Source organism: Bacillus seohaeanensis, assembly GCF_042684945.1.
GTDB lineage: Bacteria > Bacillota > Bacilli > Bacillales > Bacillaceae_B > Rossellomorea > Rossellomorea seohaeanensis.
The window spans coordinates 1-22,733 of the sequence record NZ_JBHUMF010000009.1 but is presented as its reverse complement, the minus strand read 5'-3'; the positions used below and the strand labels follow the sequence as shown (position 1 = coordinate 22,733).

The 22,733-nt window shown below is 35.6% G+C and carries 27 protein-coding genes; 5 read left to right on the top strand and 22 right to left on the bottom strand.

The genetic code is table 11. The features are described from left to right. Nucleotides 1-119 precede the first annotated feature (119 nt). On the bottom strand, nucleotides 120-743 hold the full coding sequence (locus ACFSUL_RS04045) for a helix-hairpin-helix domain-containing protein (RefSeq protein WP_377932944.1): 624 nt from the start codon (nucleotides 741-743) through the stop codon (nucleotides 120-122). Between the two features lie 83 nt (nucleotides 744-826). Between ACFSUL_RS04045 and comER the strand changes: the two genes are divergently transcribed. Further along, nucleotides 827-1,648, top strand: a complete 822-nt coding sequence (gene comER, locus ACFSUL_RS04040) for a late competence protein ComER (RefSeq protein WP_377932942.1) — start codon at nucleotides 827-829, stop codon at nucleotides 1,646-1,648. Nucleotides 1,649-1,729: 81 nt separating this feature from the next. On the opposite strand, the gene ACFSUL_RS04035 is transcribed toward comER, so the two are convergent. The 8 genes from ACFSUL_RS04035 to ACFSUL_RS04000 are packed head-to-tail and all read right to left on the bottom strand — an operon-like array spanning nucleotide 1,730 to nucleotide 6,751. After that, on the bottom strand, nucleotides 1,730-2,488 hold the full coding sequence (locus ACFSUL_RS04035; protein ID WP_377932940.1) for a class I SAM-dependent DNA methyltransferase: 759 nt from the start codon (nucleotides 2,486-2,488) through the stop codon (nucleotides 1,730-1,732). A 2-nt stretch (nucleotides 2,489-2,490) separates the two neighbouring features. Further along, nucleotides 2,491-2,841 carry a ribosome silencing factor gene (gene rsfS / locus ACFSUL_RS04030; protein ID WP_071411252.1) on the bottom strand — a complete coding sequence of 117 codons (351 nt, stop codon included), beginning with the start codon at nucleotides 2,839-2,841 and terminating at the stop codon, nucleotides 2,491-2,493. 4 nt (nucleotides 2,842-2,845) lie between these two features. After that, nucleotides 2,846-3,412 (bottom strand): bis(5'-nucleosyl)-tetraphosphatase (symmetrical) YqeK, encoded by a 567-nt coding sequence (gene yqeK / locus ACFSUL_RS04025; RefSeq protein ID WP_377932937.1) that lies wholly within the window; start codon nucleotides 3,410-3,412, stop codon nucleotides 2,846-2,848. Next, complete coding sequence (locus ACFSUL_RS04020) at nucleotides 3,399-3,974, bottom strand: nicotinate-nucleotide adenylyltransferase (RefSeq protein WP_377932935.1); 576 nt, start codon at nucleotides 3,972-3,974, stop codon at nucleotides 3,399-3,401. Before ACFSUL_RS04020 ends, yqeK begins: the two co-directional genes overlap by 14 nt. A gap of 12 nt (nucleotides 3,975-3,986) precedes the next feature. Continuing rightward, complete coding sequence (gene yhbY, locus ACFSUL_RS04015; RefSeq protein ID WP_071411249.1) at nucleotides 3,987-4,280, bottom strand: ribosome assembly RNA-binding protein YhbY; 294 nt, start codon at nucleotides 4,278-4,280, stop codon at nucleotides 3,987-3,989. Beyond that, on the bottom strand, nucleotides 4,267-5,115 hold the full coding sequence (gene aroE, locus ACFSUL_RS04010; protein ID WP_377932932.1) for a shikimate dehydrogenase: 849 nt from the start codon (nucleotides 5,113-5,115) through the stop codon (nucleotides 4,267-4,269). The genes yhbY and aroE overlap by 14 nt, the downstream gene beginning before the upstream one ends. A 17-nt stretch (nucleotides 5,116-5,132) precedes the next feature. Next, nucleotides 5,133-6,233 (bottom strand): ribosome biogenesis GTPase YqeH, encoded by a 1,101-nt coding sequence (yqeH, locus tag ACFSUL_RS04005; protein ID WP_377932930.1) that lies wholly within the window; start codon nucleotides 6,231-6,233, stop codon nucleotides 5,133-5,135. Beyond that, complete coding sequence (locus ACFSUL_RS04000; protein WP_377932928.1) at nucleotides 6,230-6,751, bottom strand: YqeG family HAD IIIA-type phosphatase; 522 nt, start codon at nucleotides 6,749-6,751, stop codon at nucleotides 6,230-6,232. Before ACFSUL_RS04000 ends, yqeH begins: the two co-directional genes overlap by 4 nt. A 529-nt stretch (nucleotides 6,752-7,280) precedes the next feature. Between ACFSUL_RS04000 and ACFSUL_RS03995 the strand changes: the two genes are divergently transcribed. Then, nucleotides 7,281-7,427 (top strand): sporulation histidine kinase inhibitor Sda, encoded by a 147-nt coding sequence (locus ACFSUL_RS03995; RefSeq protein ID WP_377932926.1) that lies wholly within the window; start codon nucleotides 7,281-7,283, stop codon nucleotides 7,425-7,427. A gap of 255 nt (nucleotides 7,428-7,682) precedes the next feature. Here ACFSUL_RS03995 and ACFSUL_RS03990 read toward each other — a convergent pair whose 3' ends face one another. Further along, a complete protein-coding gene (locus tag ACFSUL_RS03990) occupies nucleotides 7,683-8,486 on the bottom strand; it encodes a phosphatidylserine decarboxylase (RefSeq protein WP_377932924.1) in 804 nt (267 codons plus the stop codon). A gap of 120 nt (nucleotides 8,487-8,606) precedes the next feature. On the opposite strand from ACFSUL_RS03990, the gene pssA reads away from it, so the two are divergent. Continuing rightward, nucleotides 8,607-9,146 carry a CDP-diacylglycerol--serine O-phosphatidyltransferase gene (pssA, locus tag ACFSUL_RS03985; RefSeq protein WP_377932922.1) on the top strand — a complete coding sequence of 180 codons (540 nt, stop codon included), beginning with the start codon at nucleotides 8,607-8,609 and terminating at the stop codon, nucleotides 9,144-9,146. A gap of 81 nt (nucleotides 9,147-9,227) precedes the next feature. Here pssA and ACFSUL_RS03980 read toward each other — a convergent pair whose 3' ends face one another. Then, complete coding sequence (locus ACFSUL_RS03980) at nucleotides 9,228-9,362, bottom strand: hypothetical protein (RefSeq protein WP_377932920.1); 135 nt, start codon at nucleotides 9,360-9,362, stop codon at nucleotides 9,228-9,230. Nucleotides 9,363-9,993: 631 nt separating this feature from the next. Between ACFSUL_RS03980 and sigK the strand changes: the two genes are divergently transcribed. Next, nucleotides 9,994-10,707 carry an RNA polymerase sporulation sigma factor SigK gene (gene sigK, locus ACFSUL_RS03975; RefSeq protein WP_377932918.1) on the top strand — a complete coding sequence of 238 codons (714 nt, stop codon included), beginning with the start codon at nucleotides 9,994-9,996 and terminating at the stop codon, nucleotides 10,705-10,707. A gap of 978 nt (nucleotides 10,708-11,685) precedes the next feature. Here sigK and ACFSUL_RS03970 read toward each other — a convergent pair. From ACFSUL_RS03970 to ACFSUL_RS03945, 6 genes are all read right to left on the bottom strand, one after another. Beyond that, nucleotides 11,686-11,829: a YrzI family small protein gene (locus ACFSUL_RS03970; RefSeq protein WP_084778183.1), complete on the bottom strand. Its 144-nt coding sequence runs from the start codon at nucleotides 11,827-11,829 to the stop codon at nucleotides 11,686-11,688. Between the two features lie 360 nt (nucleotides 11,830-12,189). Next, nucleotides 12,190-12,426, bottom strand: a complete 237-nt coding sequence (locus ACFSUL_RS03965; protein ID WP_377932916.1) for a YrhC family protein — start codon at nucleotides 12,424-12,426, stop codon at nucleotides 12,190-12,192. 185 nt (nucleotides 12,427-12,611) lie between these two features. Continuing rightward, entirely contained in the window at nucleotides 12,612-13,748 is a 1,137-nt protein-coding gene (locus tag ACFSUL_RS03960; RefSeq protein ID WP_377932914.1) for a bifunctional cystathionine gamma-lyase/homocysteine desulfhydrase, read from the bottom strand. Nucleotide 13,749: 1 nt separating this feature from the next. Beyond that, the gene (locus tag ACFSUL_RS03955; RefSeq protein WP_377932912.1) at nucleotides 13,750-14,673 is read right to left on the bottom strand and encodes a PLP-dependent cysteine synthase family protein; all 924 of its coding nucleotides are present in this window, start codon (nucleotides 14,671-14,673) and stop codon (nucleotides 13,750-13,752) included. A gap of 102 nt (nucleotides 14,674-14,775) precedes the next feature. Beyond that, entirely contained in the window at nucleotides 14,776-15,474 is a 699-nt protein-coding gene (gene mtnN, locus ACFSUL_RS03950) for a 5'-methylthioadenosine/S-adenosylhomocysteine nucleosidase (protein WP_377932910.1), read from the bottom strand. Between the two features lie 15 nt (nucleotides 15,475-15,489). Beyond that, nucleotides 15,490-16,128 carry a class I SAM-dependent DNA methyltransferase gene (locus ACFSUL_RS03945; RefSeq protein WP_377932908.1) on the bottom strand — a complete coding sequence of 213 codons (639 nt, stop codon included), beginning with the start codon at nucleotides 16,126-16,128 and terminating at the stop codon, nucleotides 15,490-15,492. Between the two features lie 218 nt (nucleotides 16,129-16,346). On the opposite strand from ACFSUL_RS03945, the gene ACFSUL_RS03940 reads away from it, so the two are divergent. Beyond that, on the top strand, nucleotides 16,347-16,553 hold the full coding sequence (locus tag ACFSUL_RS03940) for a YrzA family protein (RefSeq protein ID WP_377932906.1): 207 nt from the start codon (nucleotides 16,347-16,349) through the stop codon (nucleotides 16,551-16,553). Between the two features lie 256 nt (nucleotides 16,554-16,809). Here the strand turns inward: ACFSUL_RS03940 and ACFSUL_RS03935 are convergent, their stop codons facing one another. The 5 genes from ACFSUL_RS03935 to ACFSUL_RS03915 form a co-directional block, all read right to left on the bottom strand. After that, a complete protein-coding gene (locus ACFSUL_RS03935; protein ID WP_377932904.1) occupies nucleotides 16,810-17,532 on the bottom strand; it encodes a DUF1510 family protein in 723 nt (240 codons plus the stop codon). Nucleotides 17,533-17,763: 231 nt separating this feature from the next. Beyond that, nucleotides 17,764-19,458 carry a peptidoglycan D,D-transpeptidase FtsI family protein gene (locus ACFSUL_RS03930; protein WP_377933084.1) on the bottom strand — a complete coding sequence of 565 codons (1,695 nt, stop codon included), beginning with the start codon at nucleotides 19,456-19,458 and terminating at the stop codon, nucleotides 17,764-17,766. 414 nt (nucleotides 19,459-19,872) lie between these two features. After that, nucleotides 19,873-20,349, bottom strand: a complete 477-nt coding sequence (greA, locus tag ACFSUL_RS03925) for a transcription elongation factor GreA (protein ID WP_377932902.1) — start codon at nucleotides 20,347-20,349, stop codon at nucleotides 19,873-19,875. 184 nt (nucleotides 20,350-20,533) lie between these two features. Beyond that, nucleotides 20,534-21,169, bottom strand: coding sequence for a uridine kinase (udk, locus tag ACFSUL_RS03920; RefSeq protein WP_071411232.1), 636 nt, complete (start codon nucleotides 21,167-21,169; stop codon nucleotides 20,534-20,536). Continuing rightward, nucleotides 21,166-22,449, bottom strand: a complete 1,284-nt coding sequence (locus tag ACFSUL_RS03915) for a peptidase U32 family protein (protein WP_377932899.1) — start codon at nucleotides 22,447-22,449, stop codon at nucleotides 21,166-21,168. Before ACFSUL_RS03915 ends, udk begins: the two co-directional genes overlap by 4 nt. Nucleotides 22,450-22,733 lie beyond the last annotated feature (284 nt).

The window sequence follows — 22,733 nt, the reverse complement described above, 5'->3', positions numbered from 1 at the left end:
ATAGTTCCATTTAGATTTCGGTATTTTAGCTGTCTATTTTTAATTAGAATTCAAGCCGCTTCCGCTTGTCTTTTAGTCTAAATATATTTGACAAGTTTCGTCAATGGTTTAAGCTAACTTTACTGCACGGTAATTAAATCTTTTAATTTTTCAAATGTTTTTTCTCCTATGCCGGAAATTTCTTTTAGTTCGTCAATGGTTTTAAATTGTTTATTTGTCTCCCTGTACTCTACAATTGCTTCTGCTTTTGCAGGACCTATTCCAGGTAATTCGGTAAGCTCTTGCGATGAGGAAGTATTTAAGTTTATTTTATTTTGCCTTGTCCCACCATTTGTTGCTGCAGTTTCTTGGGGTATAATTGTGGGGTTGGGGGATTCTTCACCTATTTTCGGGATATATAGAATCATTTCATCGGTAACCCTTAAAGCTAAATTAACCTGTTTTTCATCTGCATTTTCTGTAAATCCCCCCGCTTTAGCAACTGCATCTTTCACTCTCTCCCCCAAAATTAGTTCGTACACACCAGGTTTATTCACTTCTCCTTTAATATCAGCATAGATTGTACGGGGTTCCTCAGGCTCATTATCAACAACTACAGGTGGAGCTTCTTCTACATTTTGAATCGGTTCAAAATTGTCTTCTTCCTTACTATTCAACAACTTACCAGCAAACACAATCGATATGACACTGATAACAGCTAATATGATTAGTAAACTCCTATACTTTTCGATGAATCCATTCATTTAAAATCACCTCTATTTGGAATAATCATTCTTTATGAATCATAGGTTTTAGGAGAGTATGTGAGAAAGAAGGAGGGCTGAATATGAACGTAGGAATTTTAGGTACTGGAAATATGGGGAAAATTATTATCGAAGCTCTCATTGAATCTGGGGCTATTTCTCCTTCAAACCTCAATATTACCAACAGGACATTAAACAAAGCTAGAGAAGTTCAGCTACAATATGAGAAAGTTAATTTATTGGACACTAACAAAGATGTTATACAAAATTCAGATATTATTTTTATTTGTGTGAAGCCTCATGATATATATGGAATCTTACAGGAAAATCGCGCACTGTTTTCAAGGGATAAATGCCTTGTTTCTATTACGAGTCCAATAAGTGTTGAGCAGTTACAGACTGTAGTTGATTGTTCGTGTGCAAGAGCGATACCAAGTATCACTAATCGTGCATTGAGCGGAGTATCATTATTGACGTTTGGAGAATCTTGTAGTGAAAAATGGAGGCAAACGATAAGCGATTTGTTAAATAAAATTTCTAGGCCGGTAGAAATTGAAGAAAAGATAACAAGGGTATCATCAGACATTGTAAGCTGCGGTCCTGCTTTTTTCAGCTATTTAACGCAAAGGTTTATTAATGCCGCTGTGAAAGAGACAGAAATAAATAATGAGACGGCAACAATTCTTGCTTCTGAAATGCTCATTGGTTTAGGAGATCTATTAAAAAAAGAAATTTACACATTGCCAACGCTTCAAGAAAAGGTATGTGTAAAAGGTGGTATTACAGGGGTTGGCATTTCCGCAATGGAAAAAGAATTAGGGAATGTTTTTGAGGAGTTAATTAAAGCAACGCATGATAAATATAAAAAAGATAGAGAAGAAACCCAATCTCAATTTGGATTATAAACACTTTTCTGAACTTTTACAACTAAAAAAATTATGGATGGAGTCCGAAAGTGTTAACACACGGTACTCCATCCTTTTTATTTAGGTAGAGGTTTTAACTTTTTTACAAGTAAAAAAGATTCTTTCACTCGTATCTGTAGGGTATTCAGAAGTAAAATCAGCTGAAATGGATATGATTTCAAAACCTGTGTCTTCTAACCATTGTCTTAGCTGAAGAATCGGATAAGTTCTTTGTTTATGTGTTTCTTCCACTCTCTCATACAGTCCTGATTCTACATCATGAACAAAAAAAGTTAATTCATGCTCAACGCTGTTAGGATATTCTCCAGGAAAGCAATCCCAAATATAAGATACCTGCTCATCGTTGAAAGTAAATGTTTCATCCATGAAAATTTGTGATACTTTATAAATCGAGTGAACATCAAATAAAAACAACCCGTCCTGTTTTAAATGCTCATTAACACCTTTAAATGTATTGATTATCTCTTCATCTGTTTCAAGATAATTTAACGAATCACAAAATATCGTCACCACATCGTAAAGTCCAAGAGAAGAAAGTTCCGCCATATTTTGATGGAATAAGGGAAGTTTCTTCCCCTGGTGCTCTGCTTTATCCTGAGCTATAAAAAGCATCTCCTCAGATAAGTCAACACCAGTTACATCGTATCCTTTTTCAATCAAACGTAAGGAAATTTCACCAGTTCCACATGCAATATCTAGAACCTTTTTTCCTATTATCGAATTTCTTCTTGATTGATCCTGTAAAAAGTCAACCCATCCATCATACGGCACATCTTGCATTAAATAATCATAAATAGTTGCAAATTGTCCATAACTCATTACTACATCTCACTTTGTAAACTAACGATTGAGGCATCTCCCCATAATCTTTCCAAATTATAATAACCTCTTTCTTCGCGATGGAATACATGTGCAACAACATCACCTAAATCAACTAAAATCCATCTTGCTTCATCAAAGCCCTCAAGTCTTTTAACCGTATACTCATTCTTTTCCGCCTGGTCTTTTAATTCCCGAGCAATCGCTTGTACTTGCTTATCGGAATTTCCGTGACAGATTAAAAAATAATCAGCAATAAGGGATACTCCCTTCATATCTAGTACGACTATATCTTCCGCTCGTTTATCATCTGCCGCTTTAAATGCTAGTTCTAATAAGTTCTTTTCCTCCATTATTTCAACTCCTTTTATTTTGTATCAAACTGTTGTAAAAATAAAAAGTATCAGGGTAGATAGCTTGATTTTTTTTCATAAGAAAAACGATCGTATTTTGCAAAGCTTTGATCAGTGCTTCATCCAACGATGTTTCTGCTATCTGCCTTACCTCTTCTACTCCAGGAAAACTTCGGTTCGGTTCTATATAATCAGCTAAGTAAATAACTTTCTCTAACGTCGTCATTCCTTTTCTACCAGAAGTATGATATTTAATAGCATCCAATACTTCTTTATCATCAATTCCTACTTCTTTTTCGACGAGTAATGCCCCAACAGGTGCGTGCCACAGTTCCATATTGTACAATAATAAGTCTTGTTCTAATGGAGTTGAAAGGATAATTTCTTTCATCTCATCCTTATCACGAAACTTTGCATAGTCGTGGAAAATTGCTGCAAGCTCCGCCTTTTTCTCATCTGCACCATTTTTTCCTGCGAGAGCTATCGCTGTTTCCATTACACCAATTGTATGAATATATCGATGATCAGTTAGATGCCCCTTTACTATTTTTAACGCTTCATCCCTCTCCATAAATATGTTCCTCCTCTATATAGTCTAGTACATTCTGTGGTATCAAATAACGAATAGACCGACGATTCTTCAAGTGTTCACGTATAAGAGAGGACGAAATATCAATGCTAGGAACCTCTACCATTTTAATATTATAAGTTGTATCGCTAGTATAGTTCGGACGGTTTACACCTATAAAATTAATTAATGACAACAGTTCGTCAATTTTATGCCATTTCGGTAGATACTCTATCATATCTCCACCAATAATAAATGAAAAATCAATGAGAGGTTCTCTTTCCTTTAATAGTTTTATTGTATCAATCGTATAGGAGGTTCCTTCCCTTTCTAACTCAATCAACTCAATAGAAAAAAACGGATGGGCTTCCGTTGCTAAACTTAGCATTTGAACACGCTGATCCCCAGATACATGATTCTCCATTACTTTATGAGGAGGAACATGGTTTGGCATAAATCGTATTTCATCTAGCTCACATTTTTGCAGCACCTGATCCGCTATTATCAGATGTCCTATATGCGGTGGATTAAATGTACCACCTAACAAACCGACCTTTTTTGTCATAACAGCACCCTTTTAGTTTGGAAGGTTTAATTTTTTATTTTCTTTTGATTCTTTATAAAGTACGATAGTATTACCGATAATTTGCACAATTTCTGCTTTTGAGCCCTTTGATAGCTCCTCTGCCACTTCATTTTTATCTACTTCACAGTTTTGAAGTACACTTATTTTCATTAGTTCTCTTGCCTCTAAAGCATTTTCAATTTGCTCAATCATATTATCATTTACCCCACCTTTTCCAACTTGGAAAATTGGATTTAAATGATGAGCTTCTGAACGTAAATAACGTTTTTGTTTACCTGTTAACATGTTGACCTCCTAGTTGTGTTAAGACAATTTCTTTCATTGTGTTTATATCAGGGTTTCTGCCTGTCCATTTTTCAAAAGAAAGTGCTCCTTGATATACAAACATATCTAACCCATTTTGAGTTCTTGCTCCTAGCTCTTTCGCTTGTTTTAAAAGGGATGTTTCCAATGGGTTGTAAATAATATCGCTGACAATCGCATTTTCTTTTATCATCGCCACATTTAACGGCTTTTCCCCAATCTTAGGATTCATACCTATACTAGTTGTTTGAATAATAATATCATATAATCCCAAGTTAGTCTGAACACTATCCAAGGATAATACTTCTGTTTGAACAAAAGAAGAACGTCGGGTTTTTAATAACTCTGCTTTTTCCTTTGTGCGATTACAAATATCTATTTTACTAATACCTTGTTCGGCAAGCGAATAGTAAATTGCTTTTGCTGCACCGCCTGCTCCAATAATAAGGACACGCTTCATTTCTATGCTTTCCTGGGCAAATTCTTTTAACCCCTTAATAAACCCAAGTCCATCCGTATTATAACCTGTTAATGTCCCTTCATCATTTACTATCGTATTAACAGCACCAATTTTTTCAGCAAGCGGGTCTATTTGGTCCAAATATTCCATTACAGCTGTTTTATGGGGAATCGTTACGTTCATTCCTTTAATTCCGAGCGCCTTAACTCCTCGTATTGCATTTTCTAAGTTTTCTTTTCTAACATGGAATGGATGATACGATCCTTCTATTCCCAACTTTTCAAAAGCTGCATTGTGCATTAGAGGAGACATGGAATGACTGATAGGATCCCCGATTACACCGTATAGTCCTGCCATATAGTATCACTCCTCTTTTATATTAGAGATTTTCTTAAAAACACGCTTACTCCTTTAGGAACGTAGGCTGCAATATAAGCACCTGGTTCGTTTATTGTTACCCATCCTAATCCTGAGAACACAACATCTGTTTTCGCTTCTTTAACTCTAAACTCATGTCTAACAAGCTCAGGAAATTCATCTAATTGATCTTTCCTCGGAGGCTGTAAGAGCTCCCCTACATGGTTTTCATATAGCTCATCTGCTTTTTCTAGTTTAGTACGGTGAATACTCATTTCATTGGATAAATAGCAGGTAAATGCCTGTCTATTCCCTTTAATAAAATCAAAGCGTGCAAGCCCACCGAAAAACAGAGTCTGTTCTTCATTTAATTGAAATACTCTTGGCTTTATTTCCTTTTTAGGTGTAATAAACTTTAAGTCTTTCTTATCAACAAAATGAGCCATTTGATGATGATTAATAATACCTGGTGTATCTATCAAGTACTCTTCATCATCTAGTGGAATTTGAATCATATCAAGAGTCGTTCCTGGAAAATGAGATGTTGTAATAACATCTTTCTCACCGGAAACCTCTTTAATAATCTCATTGATAAACGTCGACTTCCCTACATTCGTACATCCTACTACATAGACATCTTTTCCATCACGATATTCTTCAATCTTCTCAATAGCTTCTTTTATATACTGACCCTTAGCAGCACTCATTAATAATACATCAACAGGTTTTAATCCTAATTGACTTGCCTCGTGCTTCATCCAATGAACAAGTTTTGATGGTTTTACTGACTTAGGTAGCAAGTCCACTTTGTTACCAATTAAAAGGATAGGATTATTTCCAACAAAACGATGTAATCCTGGGAGCCAGCTTCCATTAAAGTCAAAAATATCTACAACCTTGACGATTAAACCTTCTGATTGTCCAATCTCATTTAAAATTTTTATAAAATCATCGTCTGTTAGTGGAACATCCTGAACCTCGTTATAATGCTTAAGTTTAAAGCATCTTTGACAAATAACCTCGTCTTTTTCCAAAGCGGAGGTAGGAGCGTACCCAATACCTTGTTTATTTTCTGTTTGGATTTCTATCCCACAGCCGACACATACTATTTCACTCAATTTTCTTCCTCCCAATTCAACATTCCTTTACGCTTAAAGAAATTCATGATCCTTCTTTCCAATTTACGATTAAACTTTGTTATTACTCCGTCCGTCTGTGCGACAGGTACGACCAATATTGTATGAAAACCATTTCGATTTCCACCTAGTACATCTGTAAGTAATTGGTCTCCAATAACTACCGCTTCTTCCTTCTTTACATTCATGTTCTTAATTGCACGTCTAAAGGCGCGTCCCATTGGCTTTCTAGCTTGAAAGATAAACGGGATCCCTAAAGGATCAGCAAATGCAGAAACACGTTTTTCATTATTATTCGAAACAATGGTAACAGTAATTCCTTCGTTTTGCATTTCTTTAAACCAATTTATCAATTTAGGAGTTGCATTTGGGCGGTCCCATTCAACTAATGTATTATCTAAATCCGTTATAATAGCTTTAATTCCTTTTTCTTTTAACTGCTCCGGGCGGATTTTGAAAACATCCTTAACATGTTGATCTGGTAAAAAAAGATTTAACAATACTTACACCTCTGCTCTTTAAACTTGTATAACCTAAGCGAATCACCATAATTGTTATTTTGCTGATGATACGCTAAACTTATCGACACTCAACTGACAATTCCTTTGATTACCATCCGTAAGTGCAAGATATAGTGAAACTTTCAATAACATTTTAATGTCTGTGGTTAGTTAAACTGTTTCCATTCTTTATAAGGTTAATCATACCCAATTTTTACTGTAGATTCAAAATAAACCATATCACTGGCAGCATCGTCAACGTTTTTTCTATTATAGAGGAAATATTTTTCGACACTTTTTTTCTTTTTAACAACTGTGGATAACCTTATACACACTATACAGTAGGTTAAATTAACATTTTATCCTCTTATATACAACTTAATCACAACTTATCCACCGCAAGCTGTGGATAAAACGAACGCTTGTTCTATATGTTTTAATCTGATAGAGTTAAGTTACAAATTAAGTAACCTATTAAATCTATGTTAAGTCACTAATAAAAATGACAATGAATTTGGAGGTAAAGATGATGAAAAAACTATCGGATGAGCTATTAATTGGCTCCTACTTTAAAGCATGTGAGTTAAATTTAAGTCCGGACTTTATCCACCTCGTAGAAATGGAAATTCACCGTCGTTCATTAACACATAAAATAAAGGTAAAAGTTTCATCATAAAAACAGAAGTGCTTTGATCAGCCTCGACAAGCTTTTTTTGAAAGGGTTATTTTCGTAAAGATTATTGTTTTTTAGCTAAAAACTAAGTTGAATCTACTGAGTTGATTGGACCAGAGGGCTAGTGCCCGTAGCGGAAATCAACGAGCAAAATCCATAAGCAAAAAAACAATCTATAAAAAAGATCTTTTGAAAATGAAAAAGACTCCGAGTCTCTAAACCGCTAGAACTAGAAAATAAACAAAGAAATGGACGAATCTACTTTGATTCATCCATTTCCTTTCTTTTGATTTCCCCTACTTTACATCCCATCTTAACCGGAGCAGGGACAGAGATGTGAGAGGATAGCTGAAAACGATCCTTTTCAAAAAGCAGTATCACTGTAGATCCAAATGAAAAATAGGCAACCTCGTCACCTTGTTCCCATTCCATATCTTCTGTTGAATATTCTATGCTGTTAACAAACATTGCTCCTACCTTAACAAGAGCTACTTTTTCTTCCTTCGTTTGCAATTCTGTTATCATTCGAAAGTTTTTAGAAAAGACTTCTTTTCCATACGCAACCCCTGTATTATTAACAGGATACGAATTCGTCCCAAGTTGCCACTTATCTAGGACATATGCTTTTACTGGACTATGTATTCGATGATAATTGGCTGGGCTCAAGTAAAAGATTAAAAAGTCACCTCCGATGTAGGAAGATGCCTTCTCACTATTCCCTAACATTTCTGTTATAGAATAATCTTTTCCTTTTACATTCATTACTAATTTATCATTAATAATACCAGTACTTGCTAACACACCATCAACAGGGCTTATAACATGATCTTTTCCAAAGTGTATTGGTCTAACATCCTTTTTTAACTTGCGAATAAAGAAGTCATGAAGTGTCTTGTAGCTGCCAATAGTTCCTTCTACTTCCTCCATTTTGATTTTATATGTCTTAGTAAAAGTAGGAATAAGCAGGGAGCTTAAACGCGATTGTACAAATTTCTTTATCAATAGGGACGACCATTTTTTATTTGTCAATTCAATAAACGTGCGATAAGCAACTTTTTTCAAAATTTCATCCTCCAAATAACAAAAAACTAATAACAATATTAGATTCATAAGTATATAATTAAATATTATTATATACTATATAAAAAAGGTCTATCCTTTTTCAGTATAAGGAGTGAGATAATGTTTCTTTCCGATGTAATTGATCAAACGGTTAAGAAGCTCAAAGCTCAAACAGCAAACGTTTTAACACTAACCAACTTAACACTTGGTGGCTTTGCAATTATAACATCTATTAATAATCAATTGAACTTGTCGCTGCTGCTAATTTTCATTGCAGCGCTAATCGATCGCTTTGATGGAATGGTAGCAAGGAAATTAAATATTGAATCAGAGCTTGGCGGACAATTAGACTCAATGAGTGATATTATTTCATTCGGAGTAGCCCCTGCAATTTTAATGTATTTAGGGGTATTGAATGATTTTAGCTTTCCTGGTATGTTTTTCACCATTTTTTATATTGGTTGCGGTGCATTTCGTTTAGCTAGGTTCAATATATCTGAGAATAACGGCTATTTTACTGGTTTACCCATTACAGCGGCAGGTTGCTTGCTAACACTAAGCTATCTCGCAATTCCGTATAGCCCACAACAAGTATTTCTTTTTATTACACTTATCCTTTCATTACTGATGATAAGTCCTTTCCGATGGAAAAAAGTATAACAATAAATATTGAAGCAGTAGCCCCTCGCCCCCAAAGCTTTGGGGTCGAGGGGCTACTGCTGGTTAACGCTAAATTTATTATTAGTATTTATAATAGCACCAACCACCAAATACTAATAATAGGATAAGTAGTACAACAGCAAGTGCAAGATAAAATCCATTATAATATCCCGAATACACTGGTCTATAATCACAATAAGGATATCCAACAGACATTATATTCCCCCCTCACTTAAGCCATTATTAGTATTATATGATTCTACTTACTAATTCTGTATGGGCAGTCGTCATGGATTAAACGATTACGTATGCATTCCATTCTTCTCAATTGGCTGTTTGTAAGGTATTTTTAAGCACCGTAAAATCATTTAGGATAACCAAGATGAATCAATTCTATACCACTTTGGTACTAGATTTGCTTTTTTTATCATAGATGGTGGTGTCTTGGTTTCAGTCGCCATGGAGATTTTTCGTAAAATTTGTTGTCTGTGAGCAAAGGGCCGCTCCATTCAACTGTTGTTAAAAACAGCGATCTTTTAGAAAGGCTCTTTTCTCATAGATTGTTGTTTTTACTTATAAATTTAGCCCGTTGATTTCCGTTAAAAAGACACAGCTATTTCTTTAGACAGCTTGAACTATGGTTGGACACGGCTGGACTATACCCATTTTGGGCATATAATTCTTTTTTAGGTAAAACCTCCTCTTTCCACAGCTAACTAATTCCTTAAATTCACATTTTAAGCCGTATAAAACGAATTGTGACTTAGAACTTTACCTGGACATGCAAGTACAACCTATTACAAGCATATTATGTTAATAGGCTCAAGTCCTTATGGAGGTGTATCGTATGTCTGGAATTGTTACAGCATTAGGATATTTCCTGAAAGAGTTAATATTTCTTGTCTCCTATGTTAAGAACAATGCTTTTCCACAGCCACTATCTTCTGAAGATGAACGGAAATACTTAAAGTTAATGGCAGAAGGTGATGAGCACGCACGAAATATGCTTATCGAGCATAACCTCCGGTTGGTTGCTCACATTGTCAAAAAGTTTGAAAATACAGGGGAAGATCCTGAAGATCTAATCTCCATTGGAACCATCGGTCTAATCAAGGCAATTGAAAGCTATTCGGAAGGAAAAGGGACTAAACTAGCCACATATGCTGCAAGATGTATCGAGAATGAAATTTTAATGCATTTACGAGCATTGAAAAAAACAAAAAAAGATGTTTCTTTACATGACCCAATAGGTCAAGATAAGGAAGGAAATGAAATAAGTCTTATCGACATTTTAAAATCAGATGCGGATGATGTTATTGAAACGATTCAACTGAATATGGAACTTGAAAAGGTAAGAAAATATGTATGTGTTTTAGATGACAGGGAAAAAGAAGTTGTGATGGGCAGATTCGGTCTCGACATGAAAGAGGAAAAAACCCAAAGAGAGATTGCAAAAGAACTAGGGATATCCCGGAGCTATGTTTCCCGAATTGAAAAAAGGGCATTAATGAAAATGTTCCATGAATTTTATCGTGAAGAAAAAGAAAAACGGAATGGGTGAAGCAGAAGGAAAAATCCACTTAACTAGGGAAAGTAGGCATTTCAAGAAATAAGATAAAGTTAAGTTCAAAAAAATTCAAATTTAAATAATTTTATAGCAATAGGTTCACACGAAAAGCTTCATTAAATTTTCGAACAAAATGAAAGTTCAATTAACAGAGGGTTATTGCCCATTGATATGAGATAAATAAAAGGCTGATCGTCAGATACTCACTTAAACATTTCGTATTTATACAAAATGTTTTAAGCAAAGTGCTTACGATCAGCCTTTTTAAAAATTTATTCAACGCTTAATTCAGCAGTTATTATCAGTCCGATAGCACTAGTTAATACAATCCCCATTACCATTGCAAACATATTCCTCAGCTCCTTTTGTTATTCCCTTTCTTACTACTAATGTATCATTATTTCCACAAAAATTTTAAAGGATAAATGAACAATTCATTGCGAAGTATTGACAATAATGTGAATCCCCTAATATCTCACCTCTTAGACGTTTACACAAAAATATAGGCTACTGCCTATCCTCGACAAGCATTTCCAGGAAACAGAAGAAGTCGTTCTTTGCGCCCCTTTAACGGTTTAGGGCCTTGAAGGGCTAGGAAAGCGGAACTGGATTATGCAATTGTCCCCCGCCTATGCTTCTCCAATTTCTCAAGCATCGATATGCAGATCTTACCGCCCGTTAATGCGAGATAAATAGTGAATAAAAAGGTTATTTCTTTTATCAATTCAAAAAGGAACAGATACATTATCTGTCCCTCCGTTTAACTATATTATTTAGTCTTTTTTCTCATTTCTACAAGTGAATTAATTTTCTTGTGAAAAAGTAAAGACCATAAAGAAATATTCAAAAACATGTTATCACCTGCCTTGCTCATTTCGTTAGGCAGAATCCTTCTCCACCCAGATTGCATTTAGACGTTTCTCCTGTAAAAAGATCATCATCATTACTCCTCTCCTCTTAAGTATTTTTCTTTTAGTACATTTTTGATAAAAATGTATCTTGTTTGATTTTCGTTTCTTCAAACCTTCTAGCAACTGCTTCATTGTGAAGTACTTCTTCCCGAGTTGTGTGTCGCTTTTTAAATGTAACTGTCATGAATAAAAGATTCAGCGTCATACTATCACCTCCTTAAAAGACATAAAAATAGCCACAAAGAGTCATTTACCTCCCCGCGGCATAAAAAATCCACAGGAAAGTACATTCTCCCCGTGGCATTATAATCTAAATTAATATTTAGAAAAAGATCAATCCACTAGTGGTCGAATGATAAAACTATTTTGTTTTAGTACGATGTCTTTCCAGCTAATTACTAACATGTCATTCGACCTCCTCGTCATTGTTTTTTCTTACATTGGTTAGTATATCCAATAATATTGGAAAAGTAAACCACTTTTTTTACCTATTTTTTTACAAATTTCTACAAAACAAAAAAACGGATAAGAAATTATATTCTCACCCGTTTATACATATCTACTTTTAATTTTCCATTGAATGTAATTGTTTTTTATACTTTATAGCCTTTAAGAAGAACAGGAAAGAAGTACCTAACATTACTACTGTTCCCCCCATTAACATATATATTTTAACTAACGTTTTACCTTCCGCAGGAATGATAACTCCTAAGTATAAAAAAGTACTTAGCGCGATAAGTGTAAAACCAAATCGTTTGTAATCAATTATCTTTTTTTGTAACGTTTTTTTATTGAAGTTCAATACTGATCACCTACTTTGAACTAGTAAACTCTTTTTCTATTTTAACATAGAAAAAATGTTTATCACTTTGAAATTGTCACCAGTTCTTCCAATAGGGGAATGGGCAATATGTAATCAAATAAATAAGCAGTGAAGGGAGATGTAATACTCCCTTCACTGCTTAAATTAAAACTACCACTACATTTTTATTTAGATAAAGCTGTGTTCAAATCTTCAATTAAATCTTCAGCATCTTCTAATCCGACAGAGATGCGGACTAATCCATCAGTAATTCCAAGCTCTAAGCGTCGGTCACTCGGAATAGATGCATGTGTCATACGAGCTGGTACAGAAATTAAACTTTCTACAGCTCCTAAACTTTCCGCTAACGTGAAATATTTTGTTCCCTCTAATAAACGGTCAGCGTTTTCCTCACTACCAACATCAAATGAAACCATTCCTCCAAAACCACTCGCTTGTTGTTTAGCAATTTCATGATTTGGATGACTTTCAAGACCAGGGTAATAAATTTTATTGACTTTCGGATGAGTTGAAAGGAATTCTACAATTTTTCTTGTGTTTTTCTCATGCTCTTCCATTCGAAGTCCAAGTGTTTTAATCCCTCTTATTAATAACCAAGAATCTTGTGGTCCTAATACACCACCAGTAGAATTTTGTACAAAGAAAAGTTCTTCTGCTAATTTTTCTGAATTAACAACAACTAAACCTGCAACAACATCACTGTGTCCTCCAAGATATTTTGTAGCACTATGAAGGACTATATCTGCACCTTGATTGATAGGGTTCTGCCAGTAAGGTGTACTAAACGTATTGTCAACAATTGTAAGTAGATTGTGACTTTTAGCTAGCGCAGCCGCTTTTTTAATATCTGTAATCTTTAAAAGCGGGTTTGTTGGAGTTTCAATATACAATGCCTTCGTATTAGGCTTGATTGCTTTTTTAATATTTTCCATACTACTGCTATCAACAAATGTTGATTCAATTCCTAAACGGTTTAGCACCTTCGTCATAACACGGTATGTTCCACCGTACACATCATCTGTTAATACAACATGATCTCCACTATCAAATAACATCATTACAGCGGTAATTGCTGCCATCCCTGAACCGAAGGCAAAACCTGCTTTTCCACCTTCTAAGTCCTTAATCAATTCTTCTAATGCATGACGAGTAGGATTCCCTGAACGAGAATACTCATATCCTTTGAAATTACCTACACTTTCTTGTTTATACGTACTTACTTGATAAATTGGGACAGATACTGCACCTGTATGTGGATCATTTGGAATACCGCCATGAATTAATTGTGTTTTCTTTTTCATTTTAAATTCCTCCTCCGTATATCTGTTTACTTAAATATCTTTCACTAGAATCAGGGAAAATAGTAACAATATTACTTCCTGGCTTTGCAGATTGTGCTTCTGTAAGTGCGGCATGTAAAGCAGCACCCGATGAGCTCCCTACTAATAATCCTTCTTTAAAAGCCAGTTCCTTTACTCTCTCAAATGCATCCTTATCCGAAACAGTATGAATTGCATTGAAATAAGCTGGGTCCATATAGTCTGGTAAAAACTCCATGCCAATTCCTTCTGTTTTATGAGGACCTGACTCTCCGCCGTTTAATATGGAGCCTTCCGGTTCTACTATTACCGTTTTAATGGCAGAATTTTTCTCTTTTAAATATTGAGCTGTCCCCATAAAAGTTCCACCGGTACCAGCACCTGCAAGAAAAACATCAATTTGACCATCCAATTGCCTCCAAAGCTCCGGCCCCAGTGTCTTGTAATATGTTCTCGGATTAGCTTCATTTCCAAATTGCTGAGGTGAATACGAATTCGGTATCGAGCGAACAAGCTCTTCTGCTTTTGCAATAGCACCTTTCATTCCATCACTTGATGGTGTATGAACAATTTCAGCACCTAATGCCTTCATTAACTCTTGTTTTTCGACACTAAATTTTTCTGGGATACAAAAAATGACCTTGTACCCGCTATTTACAGCGGCTAGAGCTAACCCTATACCAGTGTTTCCAGCTGTAGGTTCTATAAAAGTACCGCCTGGCTTAATTTTTCCACTCTCGATAGCATCCCTTAGAAGCTCTTTACCGAGTCGGTCTTTCACACTTCCTCCTGGGTTAAAAAATTCCAGCTTAGCAAAGAGCCGAACACCATTAGCTAACGGAAAATGTTTAATTTCTATTACCGGTGTATTTCCTATTAATTCGTGGACGTTATTAAAAATTTCCATGTTCTTCATCTCCCCCTGGAACCCGAAATGTGGAAGCGGCTCGTTCAGCTCGCTACAACTAGACAATAGAAAAGGGCCAAGTAAAATGACCCTTCGTTCAAGTTATTTCCGCAATGCTTCCACGATACTCATAACAAGGTTTGCAGAGTGGAGTGCAGCTTTCTCTAAATATTGTTCAAAGGAAACATCCGATTCCTTTCCAGCAATATCTGATAGTGAACGGATAATAACGAAAGGAGTATCAAATTGATGGGCCACTTGAGCAATAGCGGCAGCCTCCATTTCCACTGCTTGAAGCCCTTGAAATTTATCTTGAATAGCTTCTACACGTTTCGGATCGTTCATAAAGCTATCGCCTGTAGCAATAAGCCCAGAAACAACCTGAACATCTTTTAATTCTTTTGCACTGTTAATCGCAATGTTTTTTAATTTCTCATCGGCTAGAAATGCTGCTGGAAGTTGTGGTACTTGCCCATATTCATAACCAAATGCTGTAACATCGACGTCATGATGGCGTACTTCTGTTGAAATAACAACATCCCCAACGTTCAATGAAGGATCAAATCCACCAGCAGAACCTGTATTAATTACTGCATCCGGTTGGAATCTTTCTAATAAAACAGCAGTGGACATTGCAGCATTCACTTTCCCTATACCAGAACGAAGTAAAATTACCTCTATTCCCTTCATTTCACCACTTGTATATTCACAGCCTGCAATTGTTTCAACTGTTTGGTTTTTAATATTTTCTCGTAATAGTGTTACTTCTTCTTCCATTGCTCCAATAATTGCAACTTTCATAGCTAATACCTCTCTCTACAGTTTTGTTGCCTCCATAATCCAAACAAAGCTATTTACTTGTTTAAAGGAATGAGAGAAGCCATTTTCACTCAGTAGCGTTTCAAGAGTACCAATCGTTGTATAATACTCTCTTCTTAAATCCTCTGCTAAATTATGAAAACCTTGTTCTTCTGCTCTGTTTATGAAGTCCAAATGATGCTGATTACTTTCAAACATCGTATCAGCAAATATTATTTTACCACCTTTTGATAGTAGCTTTCCATAAACAGCAAAGGCTTTTCCTTTTTCCTCATCAGTTAGATGGTGAAAAGCATATGTGCTTACAATCGTATCGATTTGTTCATCTACCTCAAAGTCTAGGAAATCCCCGTCTAGTAAAGGAATATCCTTACCTAACTTCTGTTTAGCGATTGTACGCATCTCCGGAGACGGTTCTACTGGCACTACCTTCAAACCAGCCTCAAGAAGTTTTTTTGTCAAGTTGCCTGTCCCCGGACCAAATTCAAGAACCGTACCTGAAGAAAGTGTAGTAACACGCTCTAATATTTTCTCGTAATTAACAAAAACCTCTCTATATTCAACATCTTTCCCTGTTACAGAGTCATCATATGATTCTGCCCAATCCTGGAAAAGATCTAAAAACTCTCTACCCATTTTAAGCACCCCAGTTTATGTTTATAATTCCTATGAGTATACTATGAATTAATTTTAAAACTGTTATTAAATTAACATAATGACTAGCAAATATCAATAATAAGTTACTCCAACACACATTGTAAGTGAATGGAAATAAAAAAAGAAAAGGTGGGATTTCAGAAACTTTATGTTGTAAAATAACTAGTACAGATTTATAAAAATAGGAGGAACTACCAATGAACATCTCTTTCGAACTGCTAGAAGATAAAGTGGAATTTTTTGAAGCGGAAACATTAAAAACTCTAGAAAAGAAAATAAATGAGCAAATTGAACATAATAAAGCAATATTGTTACAAGTTCATTCCGTATCCCATCAAGTAACCATTGATGATAATGGAAGACGGCTATTTACTGCGGTGGTACATTTCAAAGCAAAAAAATGACCGTTACTTGATGTGTTTAAGCATAGAGGAATTTGATTTTTTATACCTTAATCTATTTTGGTATTAAAATTAAACTGAATAGGAAATAGTTGATTATAGTAAAAACGGAGATTAGCCTTTTCGCTAATCTCCGTTTTTATTTACTATAGAACACTAAAACATTCACTTGCGTTCTAACTCTCTTATTGGAATTGTCTACGTCTATTCCCGATAACTCTAGAGGTCAGCTCTGGCTAAACCACTTCTACTTAAAATCTTAATCCTTATCGTTTTCAACCAGTTCCTGCATTTTAGTCGGTTTCCAACCTTGACCATCTATCCACTGAAGATATACTCGATAAACAGTAGAATTATCTTTAGCAGAAACAGTTCCAATTGATTTTTGCGGACTACCGTTTCCTTCAATATACCAAACTGTCATATTTCCTTCAGGAATCCCCGTTGCATAGGATAATGCCTTCACTTTTTCATCCCAGTCAATGGAACTATCATCATATTGTGAAACATGCTCTCCCGTCTGCTCCGTACCAATTGGCTTCCACTCGGGATGAACAATCGATTTTTTTACATTGGGTTCATCACTTTCTTCTATTTCTAACTTACTTTTATCCTCTACGTTGCTTGCAATTTCCTCACTTTTTTCTTCTGTTGCTGAAGAATCTTCTTCATTATCTTTATTGGAAGATGTATCATTATCATTATCATTTTCATCTTCACTTTCGTTCTCATTTATTGAGCTATCTTGCTTATCTTCTTTCTCTACATTATCTTTACTGTTTTCATCATTTGAAGAAGTATCCTTATTAGGCTCTTCTTTCACCACTTCATTTGAAGCTGTATTTTTATCTTTCCCATCACTTAAAAAGATCGTTGCCCCAACGATTAAGATTAGTAGAACTACAACCCCAATCATGATATTTAAAATATTATTTGTTTTCTTTTTTGATCGTTTGTCTAAGCGAGTACGATAATCAGACACAATATTCCCCTCCCTGGCAAGTACCACTTTTCTTTACCTAGTTTCAGTGGCTGTTTATACAAAAACAGTTTCCGCCCGTATATCTGCCGCCCATGTCTTTAAACTAATATTAATAAATATATTACCACGCAGTTGTAAAGTTGAAAACTCATTCGATTCGTGTATTTTTTAACATGACTTATCTATCGCTCAATGAATTTACCACAAATATATATTCATTGAAAGGGACTCTTAGTCTATATTTTTTTCTTTACGATAAACAGCATCCACAGCATCTTTAAAAATGGGATAGATTCCACCTTCGTTAATTTTCACATCTAAGTTAACAGCTACAAGGGCATACTTCGGTTCATCGAATGGAAAGTATCCTGCAAACCATTTATTGTATAGTTGATTACTAGGTACTTCCTCCCCTTCATATTTTCCTGTTTCCGCTGTACCAGTTTTCCCAGCTATTGGATAAGCTGCCGCTTGTAAGTATCGCGCCGTTCCTTTTTCATCTGTAACAACACCTCTTAAATATTGCTGTAATTTCATAGCCGTATAGCGAGAAATTGTCTCGCCCTCCCCTTTCTCCTTTGGAAATGAGAACATGGAATTACCATTTTCATATTCAACAGCCGATACAGCACTTACTCGATACTTTTGACCACCTCTAGCAATTGTTGCCATCATATTAGCAACACCTAACGGAGTGACTCGTACTTCCCTCTGTCCGATACCTGTTTGCGATACAAAGTTCATATCTTTCTTTTCCTCTTCGGAACTAAAGATTTTAGACTCTCCTAACTGTAATTGCTTGAAATTAGAATAATGATAAATATCCCCTTGCCAAGAAATATCCCCTATTAACCCTAATTTTTCTGCATATTGTTCAATTAAATTAGGATTTTTCTCCGTTAGGCTTTTCGCTAATTCTGCAAAAGTGCGATTACAACTTACCGCAAAGCTTTTTTTAATATTTATGTTTCCATATTGCTTTTCCGCCTGGTTACCGTAAATGTCTTCACTGCATGGAAAAACAGTCGTTTCATCTACAATTTTTTCATCGATTGCTGCCGCAGCTACTGCCGTCTTGAATACAGATCCTGGTATTAGCGATTTAAACATATAGTTTGTGGCACCTGTTCCGCCGTAGGGATCTTTGATGTTAATTTTAGGACGAGACACATTTGCAACAATTTCACTTTTTTCAATGTCTAAAAGCAAAAGTCCACCTTTTTCGATGTTATACGTATCTGCTACTTCTTCTAGTTCCTGTTGTAATTTACTATCAATCGTAGTCTTTACATTTAATGGATAGAACGGGTTAGAAGGTGCCAAATATTTGACATCTACACCAAACAGTGGTCCTCCTCTTGCATCCACATGATAAATGAGTTTTGCTTGCTCTTCGGCAACCAACCATTCATCAAATGTTTCTTGTAAACCAGAAACCCCTATTTCCTGATGGGCCCCCTTCACCTTGTCTGGATACCTTTCATGAAACATTTTTTCATTTTCTCCTGTTATACCAATCAATTGACTTGCCAACATTTCTTGTTTGGGAAATTTCCTTTTCAAAGCAAAAAGTCCTTGGATTTCGAGCCCATTGATTGCTTCCATTTCTTCTTCTGACAGTTGAAAGGGTTTATTTCCTCCAAACACAAATGGAGCTTTTGCCTTCTCAACCTTTGTTTTAATTGTATTGACTGGTACATGAAGAATATCAGCAACCTTTTCAACCGGCCATTCCATCGATTTCAAGAACGGAAATAGAATTAGGACATTTTTTTCTTCATAGCTTAACGGATCTCCATTTCTATCAAGAAATTCACCGCGCCCCTCATCAATAATGAGTTGCTGGGTCCGCTGTTCTACACTTTCTTCAATTAGATTTATTTTATGTTTTGTAAACGATTCTGTTTGAAATAATTGCAATTGCATCAACCTAACAATCAACAAAGATACACTCAACAAAAGAACCACGGAAACTAAATAAATTCTTCTCCTTTTCAAAAACAACACCTCGTCATCATTGTTGACGAGTTTTCAGAGTAATAATCTTTCCCCTTGAGTAAAAGTCAATATTCTGAAAATATTTTATAAAAGGCTCTTTTCTCATAGGTTGTTGTTTTTACTTATAAATTCAGCCCGTTGCTTTCCGCTACGGGCACAAGACTCCTCGGGGAGGCATGAGAGCCTCTATTCCCGCAGGAATCTTGTGCCCTCCGCTCCAATCAACTCAGTTAGTTAAACTTAGCATGTAGTTTAAAAGCAACAAACTTTACGAAAATAGCCTTATAAAAAAACTGCACTTCATAATGGAAGTGCAGTTTTTTATAAAAAGAGATATTATGTTTATTTTACTTCGACAATCTTAACATTCATTTCTCCACCAGGCGTTTGTACTGTAACTTCTTCCCCAATTTTATGACCTAGTAGGCTTTTCGCAATTGGTGAATCATTTGAAATTTTACCTTCAAATGGATCTGCTTCTGCACTTCCTACAATTGTATACGATTCTTCATCACCGTCTGGAAGTTCCACAAACGTTACGCTTTTTCCAAGTTGAACTGTATCGGAATTTTTTTCATCTTCTTCAATAATCTTTGCATTGCGAATCATATTTTCAATAGTGGAGATACGTCCTTCCACGAATGCCTGCTCATCTTTAGCAGCATCGTACTCTGAGTTCTCTGACAAGTCTCCGAAACTGCGTGCAATTTTAATACGCTCGACTACTTCTTTACGCTTTACCGTTTTTAATTCTTCTAATTCCTTTTCGAGTTTCTCTTTACCCTCTTTTGTCATTGGATATACTTTTTCTGTAGACAAAACCCTTCACTCCTTCTTCACGATTCTATTGAGCTTCCCTTGCTCTGTATGTAATCTTGTATCCTTTGCCCCCTTTAATATGTAAAGGCAGGGAATGGAGATGAGCTGTAACTCACTCCATTCCCTTACTAATTTAGGCATTTGGGAATTGTAACTATTATCTATACTTATCTATGCTATATTATTACAAAAATGATTTTTGTTCAAGAATTGTTTGAATTTTTGTTACCATTAAATCGATTGCAACGTGATTATGTCCGCCTTCTGGAATGATTACATCCGCATATCGTTTAGTAGGTTCAATAAATTGATTATGCATTGGTCTTACAACTGATATATATTGATCGATAACAGAATCAATAGAACGACCTCGTTCCTTAATATCTCTCAACATTCTACGAATAATACGTAAATCAGCATCGGTATCAACATAAAGTTTAATATCCATTAAGTCACGCAAGCGTTTGTCTTCTAATATTAATATACCTTCCAAAATAATAACATCCTTCGGTTCTACGACAATAGTTTCCGAAGACCTAGTATGCATTTTATAATCATATACAGGTTTTTCAATTGTTTTATAATCTAATAATTGATGTAAATGCTCGATTAACAGATCATTATCAAATGCCAATGGATGATCATAATTCGTTTTTAATCTTTCTTCAAAAGGAAGATTAGCTTGATCTTTATAATAATAATCTTGTTCAATCATTAAGATGGAATGACCTTGAAATTGTTCAAATATTGCCTTTGTTACACTTGTTTTTCCTGAGCCAGATCCACCAGCTACACCTATGACAACAGGTTTCTTTTTCATGATGATACCTTCTCTCCTCGCATCATGTTTTTTGGATATACCGGATTATCTATTTTGAATCTTACAATTTGCAGAGGATGACGAGCAGCATCTAGTTCGTTTCCTTTTTCGTCCCAAATTTTGTCGATTACATGCGTAACGTTTTCTATTTCAGGACCGAAAAACTCGACAACTTGTCCCGGCTTAAAGTAATTTCGTTGTTGCAATGTGACGATTTTAGTGTGCTCGTCATAATCGAGCACAAGTCCAATAAAATCAACATTTGAATTTTTCTTTTCGTGTACACCAAACATTTGCTCTTCGAATCCCGGCACCCCTTCAAAAAATGCAGAGGCTGTTTCCCTATTTGCACACTTGTCTAATTCAACAAGCCATTCTCTTTTTATTTTAAAATTATCAGGATCTTCACAATAAGCATCAATCACTTTTCGATAAACACTAACAACTGTTGCGATATAATGAATTGATTTCATTCTTCCTTCAATTTTTAAACTGTCAACACCTAAATCAATCATTCTAGGAATTGATTCGACTAGTTTTAAATCTTTCGGGCTCATTGCAAATGGAGCATCATTGTCCGTAAATAAAGGTTTTTCGTTCTCTTTGTCAAGCTCATAAAGGTCATAATCCCAGCGACATGATTGACAGCAGCCTCCACGGTTAGAATCCCTCGCTGTCATGTGATTGCTTAACGTGCATCTACCTGAATAAGCAATACACATTGCACCATGGATAAATGATTCAATTTCAATATCGACTTTTTCTTTCATTTCTTGGATTTCGTCACCGCTTGTTTCACGAGCAAGGACAACTCTGTCCAACCCTTCTTCCTTCCAAAATTGGACAGCTTTCCAGTTTGAAAGAGATTGTTGTGTACTTAGGTGAATTTCTACATCAGGTGCTACTTTACGACATGTTTCAATTATTAGCGGGTCAGCAACAATTATTCCACTAACACCAGCTTCTTGCAAACCTCGGAGGTACTCATCTAAGCCATCAATATTTTCATTATGGGCATAAATATTCGTCGTAACATAGATTTTTGCACCATATTGTTTCGCAAATTCTACGCCTTCTTTCATTTCTTGAAATGTGAAATTCCCCGCATTGGAACGTAAGCCGTACTCTTGTCCACCGATATATACAGCATCTGCTCCATAATGAACAGCGATTTTTAATTTCTCGAGATTACCGGCTGGGGCGAGCAACTCAGGTTTTTTAGTTATGACCTGTTTACCATCAATCCTTTTGATGATAGGTTCCTTCACAACAGTGGTCATTCCTGTTTCCTCCGTTCATTCATCAATTTCGTATCAAACTTTATTTTAGGCTCTTTTCTTATAGATTGTTATTTTCACTTATAAATTTTTTCCGTTGATTTCCACTACGAGCACTAGACTCCTCGGGGAAGAATGAGAACCTCTTAGAAAAGCGGAAGCGGCTTGGTCAGCCCGCGAAGAAAATAGGAAAATTCCCAAAAGGCGTCCTTTGCCTTTTGGGGATTTTATCTTTTTCACAGCGAGCTAGCCGCTGGAGCTAGACAATCCGAAAAGCGGAAGCGGCT

Excerpts from the sequence above, each read along its gene's own strand:
- udk (WP_071411232.1), bottom strand. The coding sequence starts at position 21,169 with ATGAAAAAGAAACCTGTTGTCATAGGTGTAGCTGGTGGATCTGGCTCA.
- ACFSUL_RS03915 (WP_377932899.1), bottom strand. The coding sequence starts at position 22,449 with ATGACCACTGTTGTGAAGGAACCTATCATCAAAAGGATTGATGGTAAA.
- ACFSUL_RS03970 (WP_084778183.1), bottom strand. The coding sequence starts at position 11,829 with ATGACGCTGAATCTTTTATTCATGACAGTTACATTTAAAAAGCGACAC.
- rsfS (WP_071411252.1), bottom strand. The coding sequence starts at position 2,841 with ATGGAGGAAAAGAACTTATTAGAACTAGCATTTAAAGCGGCAGATGAT.
- ACFSUL_RS04035 (WP_377932940.1), bottom strand. The coding sequence starts at position 2,488 with ATGAGTTATGGACAATTTGCAACTATTTATGATTATTTAATGCAAGAT.
- ACFSUL_RS04045 (WP_377932944.1), bottom strand. The coding sequence starts at position 743 with ATGAATGGATTCATCGAAAAGTATAGGAGTTTACTAATCATATTAGCT.
- sigK (WP_377932918.1), top strand. The coding sequence starts at position 9,994 with ATGTCTGGAATTGTTACAGCATTAGGATATTTCCTGAAAGAGTTAATA.
- aroE (WP_377932932.1), bottom strand. The coding sequence starts at position 5,115 with ATGGCAGGACTATACGGTGTAATCGGGGATCCTATCAGTCATTCCATG.
- ACFSUL_RS03945 (WP_377932908.1), bottom strand. The coding sequence starts at position 16,128 with ATGGGTAGAGAGTTTTTAGATCTTTTCCAGGATTGGGCAGAATCATAT.
- ACFSUL_RS03955 (WP_377932912.1), bottom strand. The coding sequence starts at position 14,673 with ATGGAAATTTTTAATAACGTCCACGAATTAATAGGAAATACACCGGTA.
- yhbY (WP_071411249.1), bottom strand. The coding sequence starts at position 4,280 with ATGTTAACAGGTAAACAAAAACGTTATTTACGTTCAGAAGCTCATCAT.
- ACFSUL_RS03930 (WP_377933084.1), bottom strand. The coding sequence starts at position 19,458 with ATGCAATTGCAATTATTTCAAACAGAATCGTTTACAAAACATAAAATA.
- ACFSUL_RS04020 (WP_377932935.1), bottom strand. The coding sequence starts at position 3,974 with ATGACAAAAAAGGTCGGTTTGTTAGGTGGTACATTTAATCCACCGCAT.
- pssA (WP_377932922.1), top strand. The coding sequence starts at position 8,607 with ATGTTTCTTTCCGATGTAATTGATCAAACGGTTAAGAAGCTCAAAGCT.
- ACFSUL_RS03940 (WP_377932906.1), top strand. The coding sequence starts at position 16,347 with ATGAACATCTCTTTCGAACTGCTAGAAGATAAAGTGGAATTTTTTGAA.
- ACFSUL_RS03960 (WP_377932914.1), bottom strand. The coding sequence starts at position 13,748 with ATGAAAAAGAAAACACAATTAATTCATGGCGGTATTCCAAATGATCCA.
- ACFSUL_RS03995 (WP_377932926.1), top strand. The coding sequence starts at position 7,281 with ATGAAAAAACTATCGGATGAGCTATTAATTGGCTCCTACTTTAAAGCA.
- mtnN (WP_377932910.1), bottom strand. The coding sequence starts at position 15,474 with ATGAAAGTTGCAATTATTGGAGCAATGGAAGAAGAAGTAACACTATTA.
- yqeK (WP_377932937.1), bottom strand. The coding sequence starts at position 3,412 with ATGGAGAGGGATGAAGCGTTAAAAATAGTAAAGGGGCATCTAACTGAT.
- comER (WP_377932942.1), top strand. The coding sequence starts at position 827 with ATGAACGTAGGAATTTTAGGTACTGGAAATATGGGGAAAATTATTATC.
- ACFSUL_RS03980 (WP_377932920.1), bottom strand. The coding sequence starts at position 9,362 with ATGTCTGTTGGATATCCTTATTGTGATTATAGACCAGTGTATTCGGGA.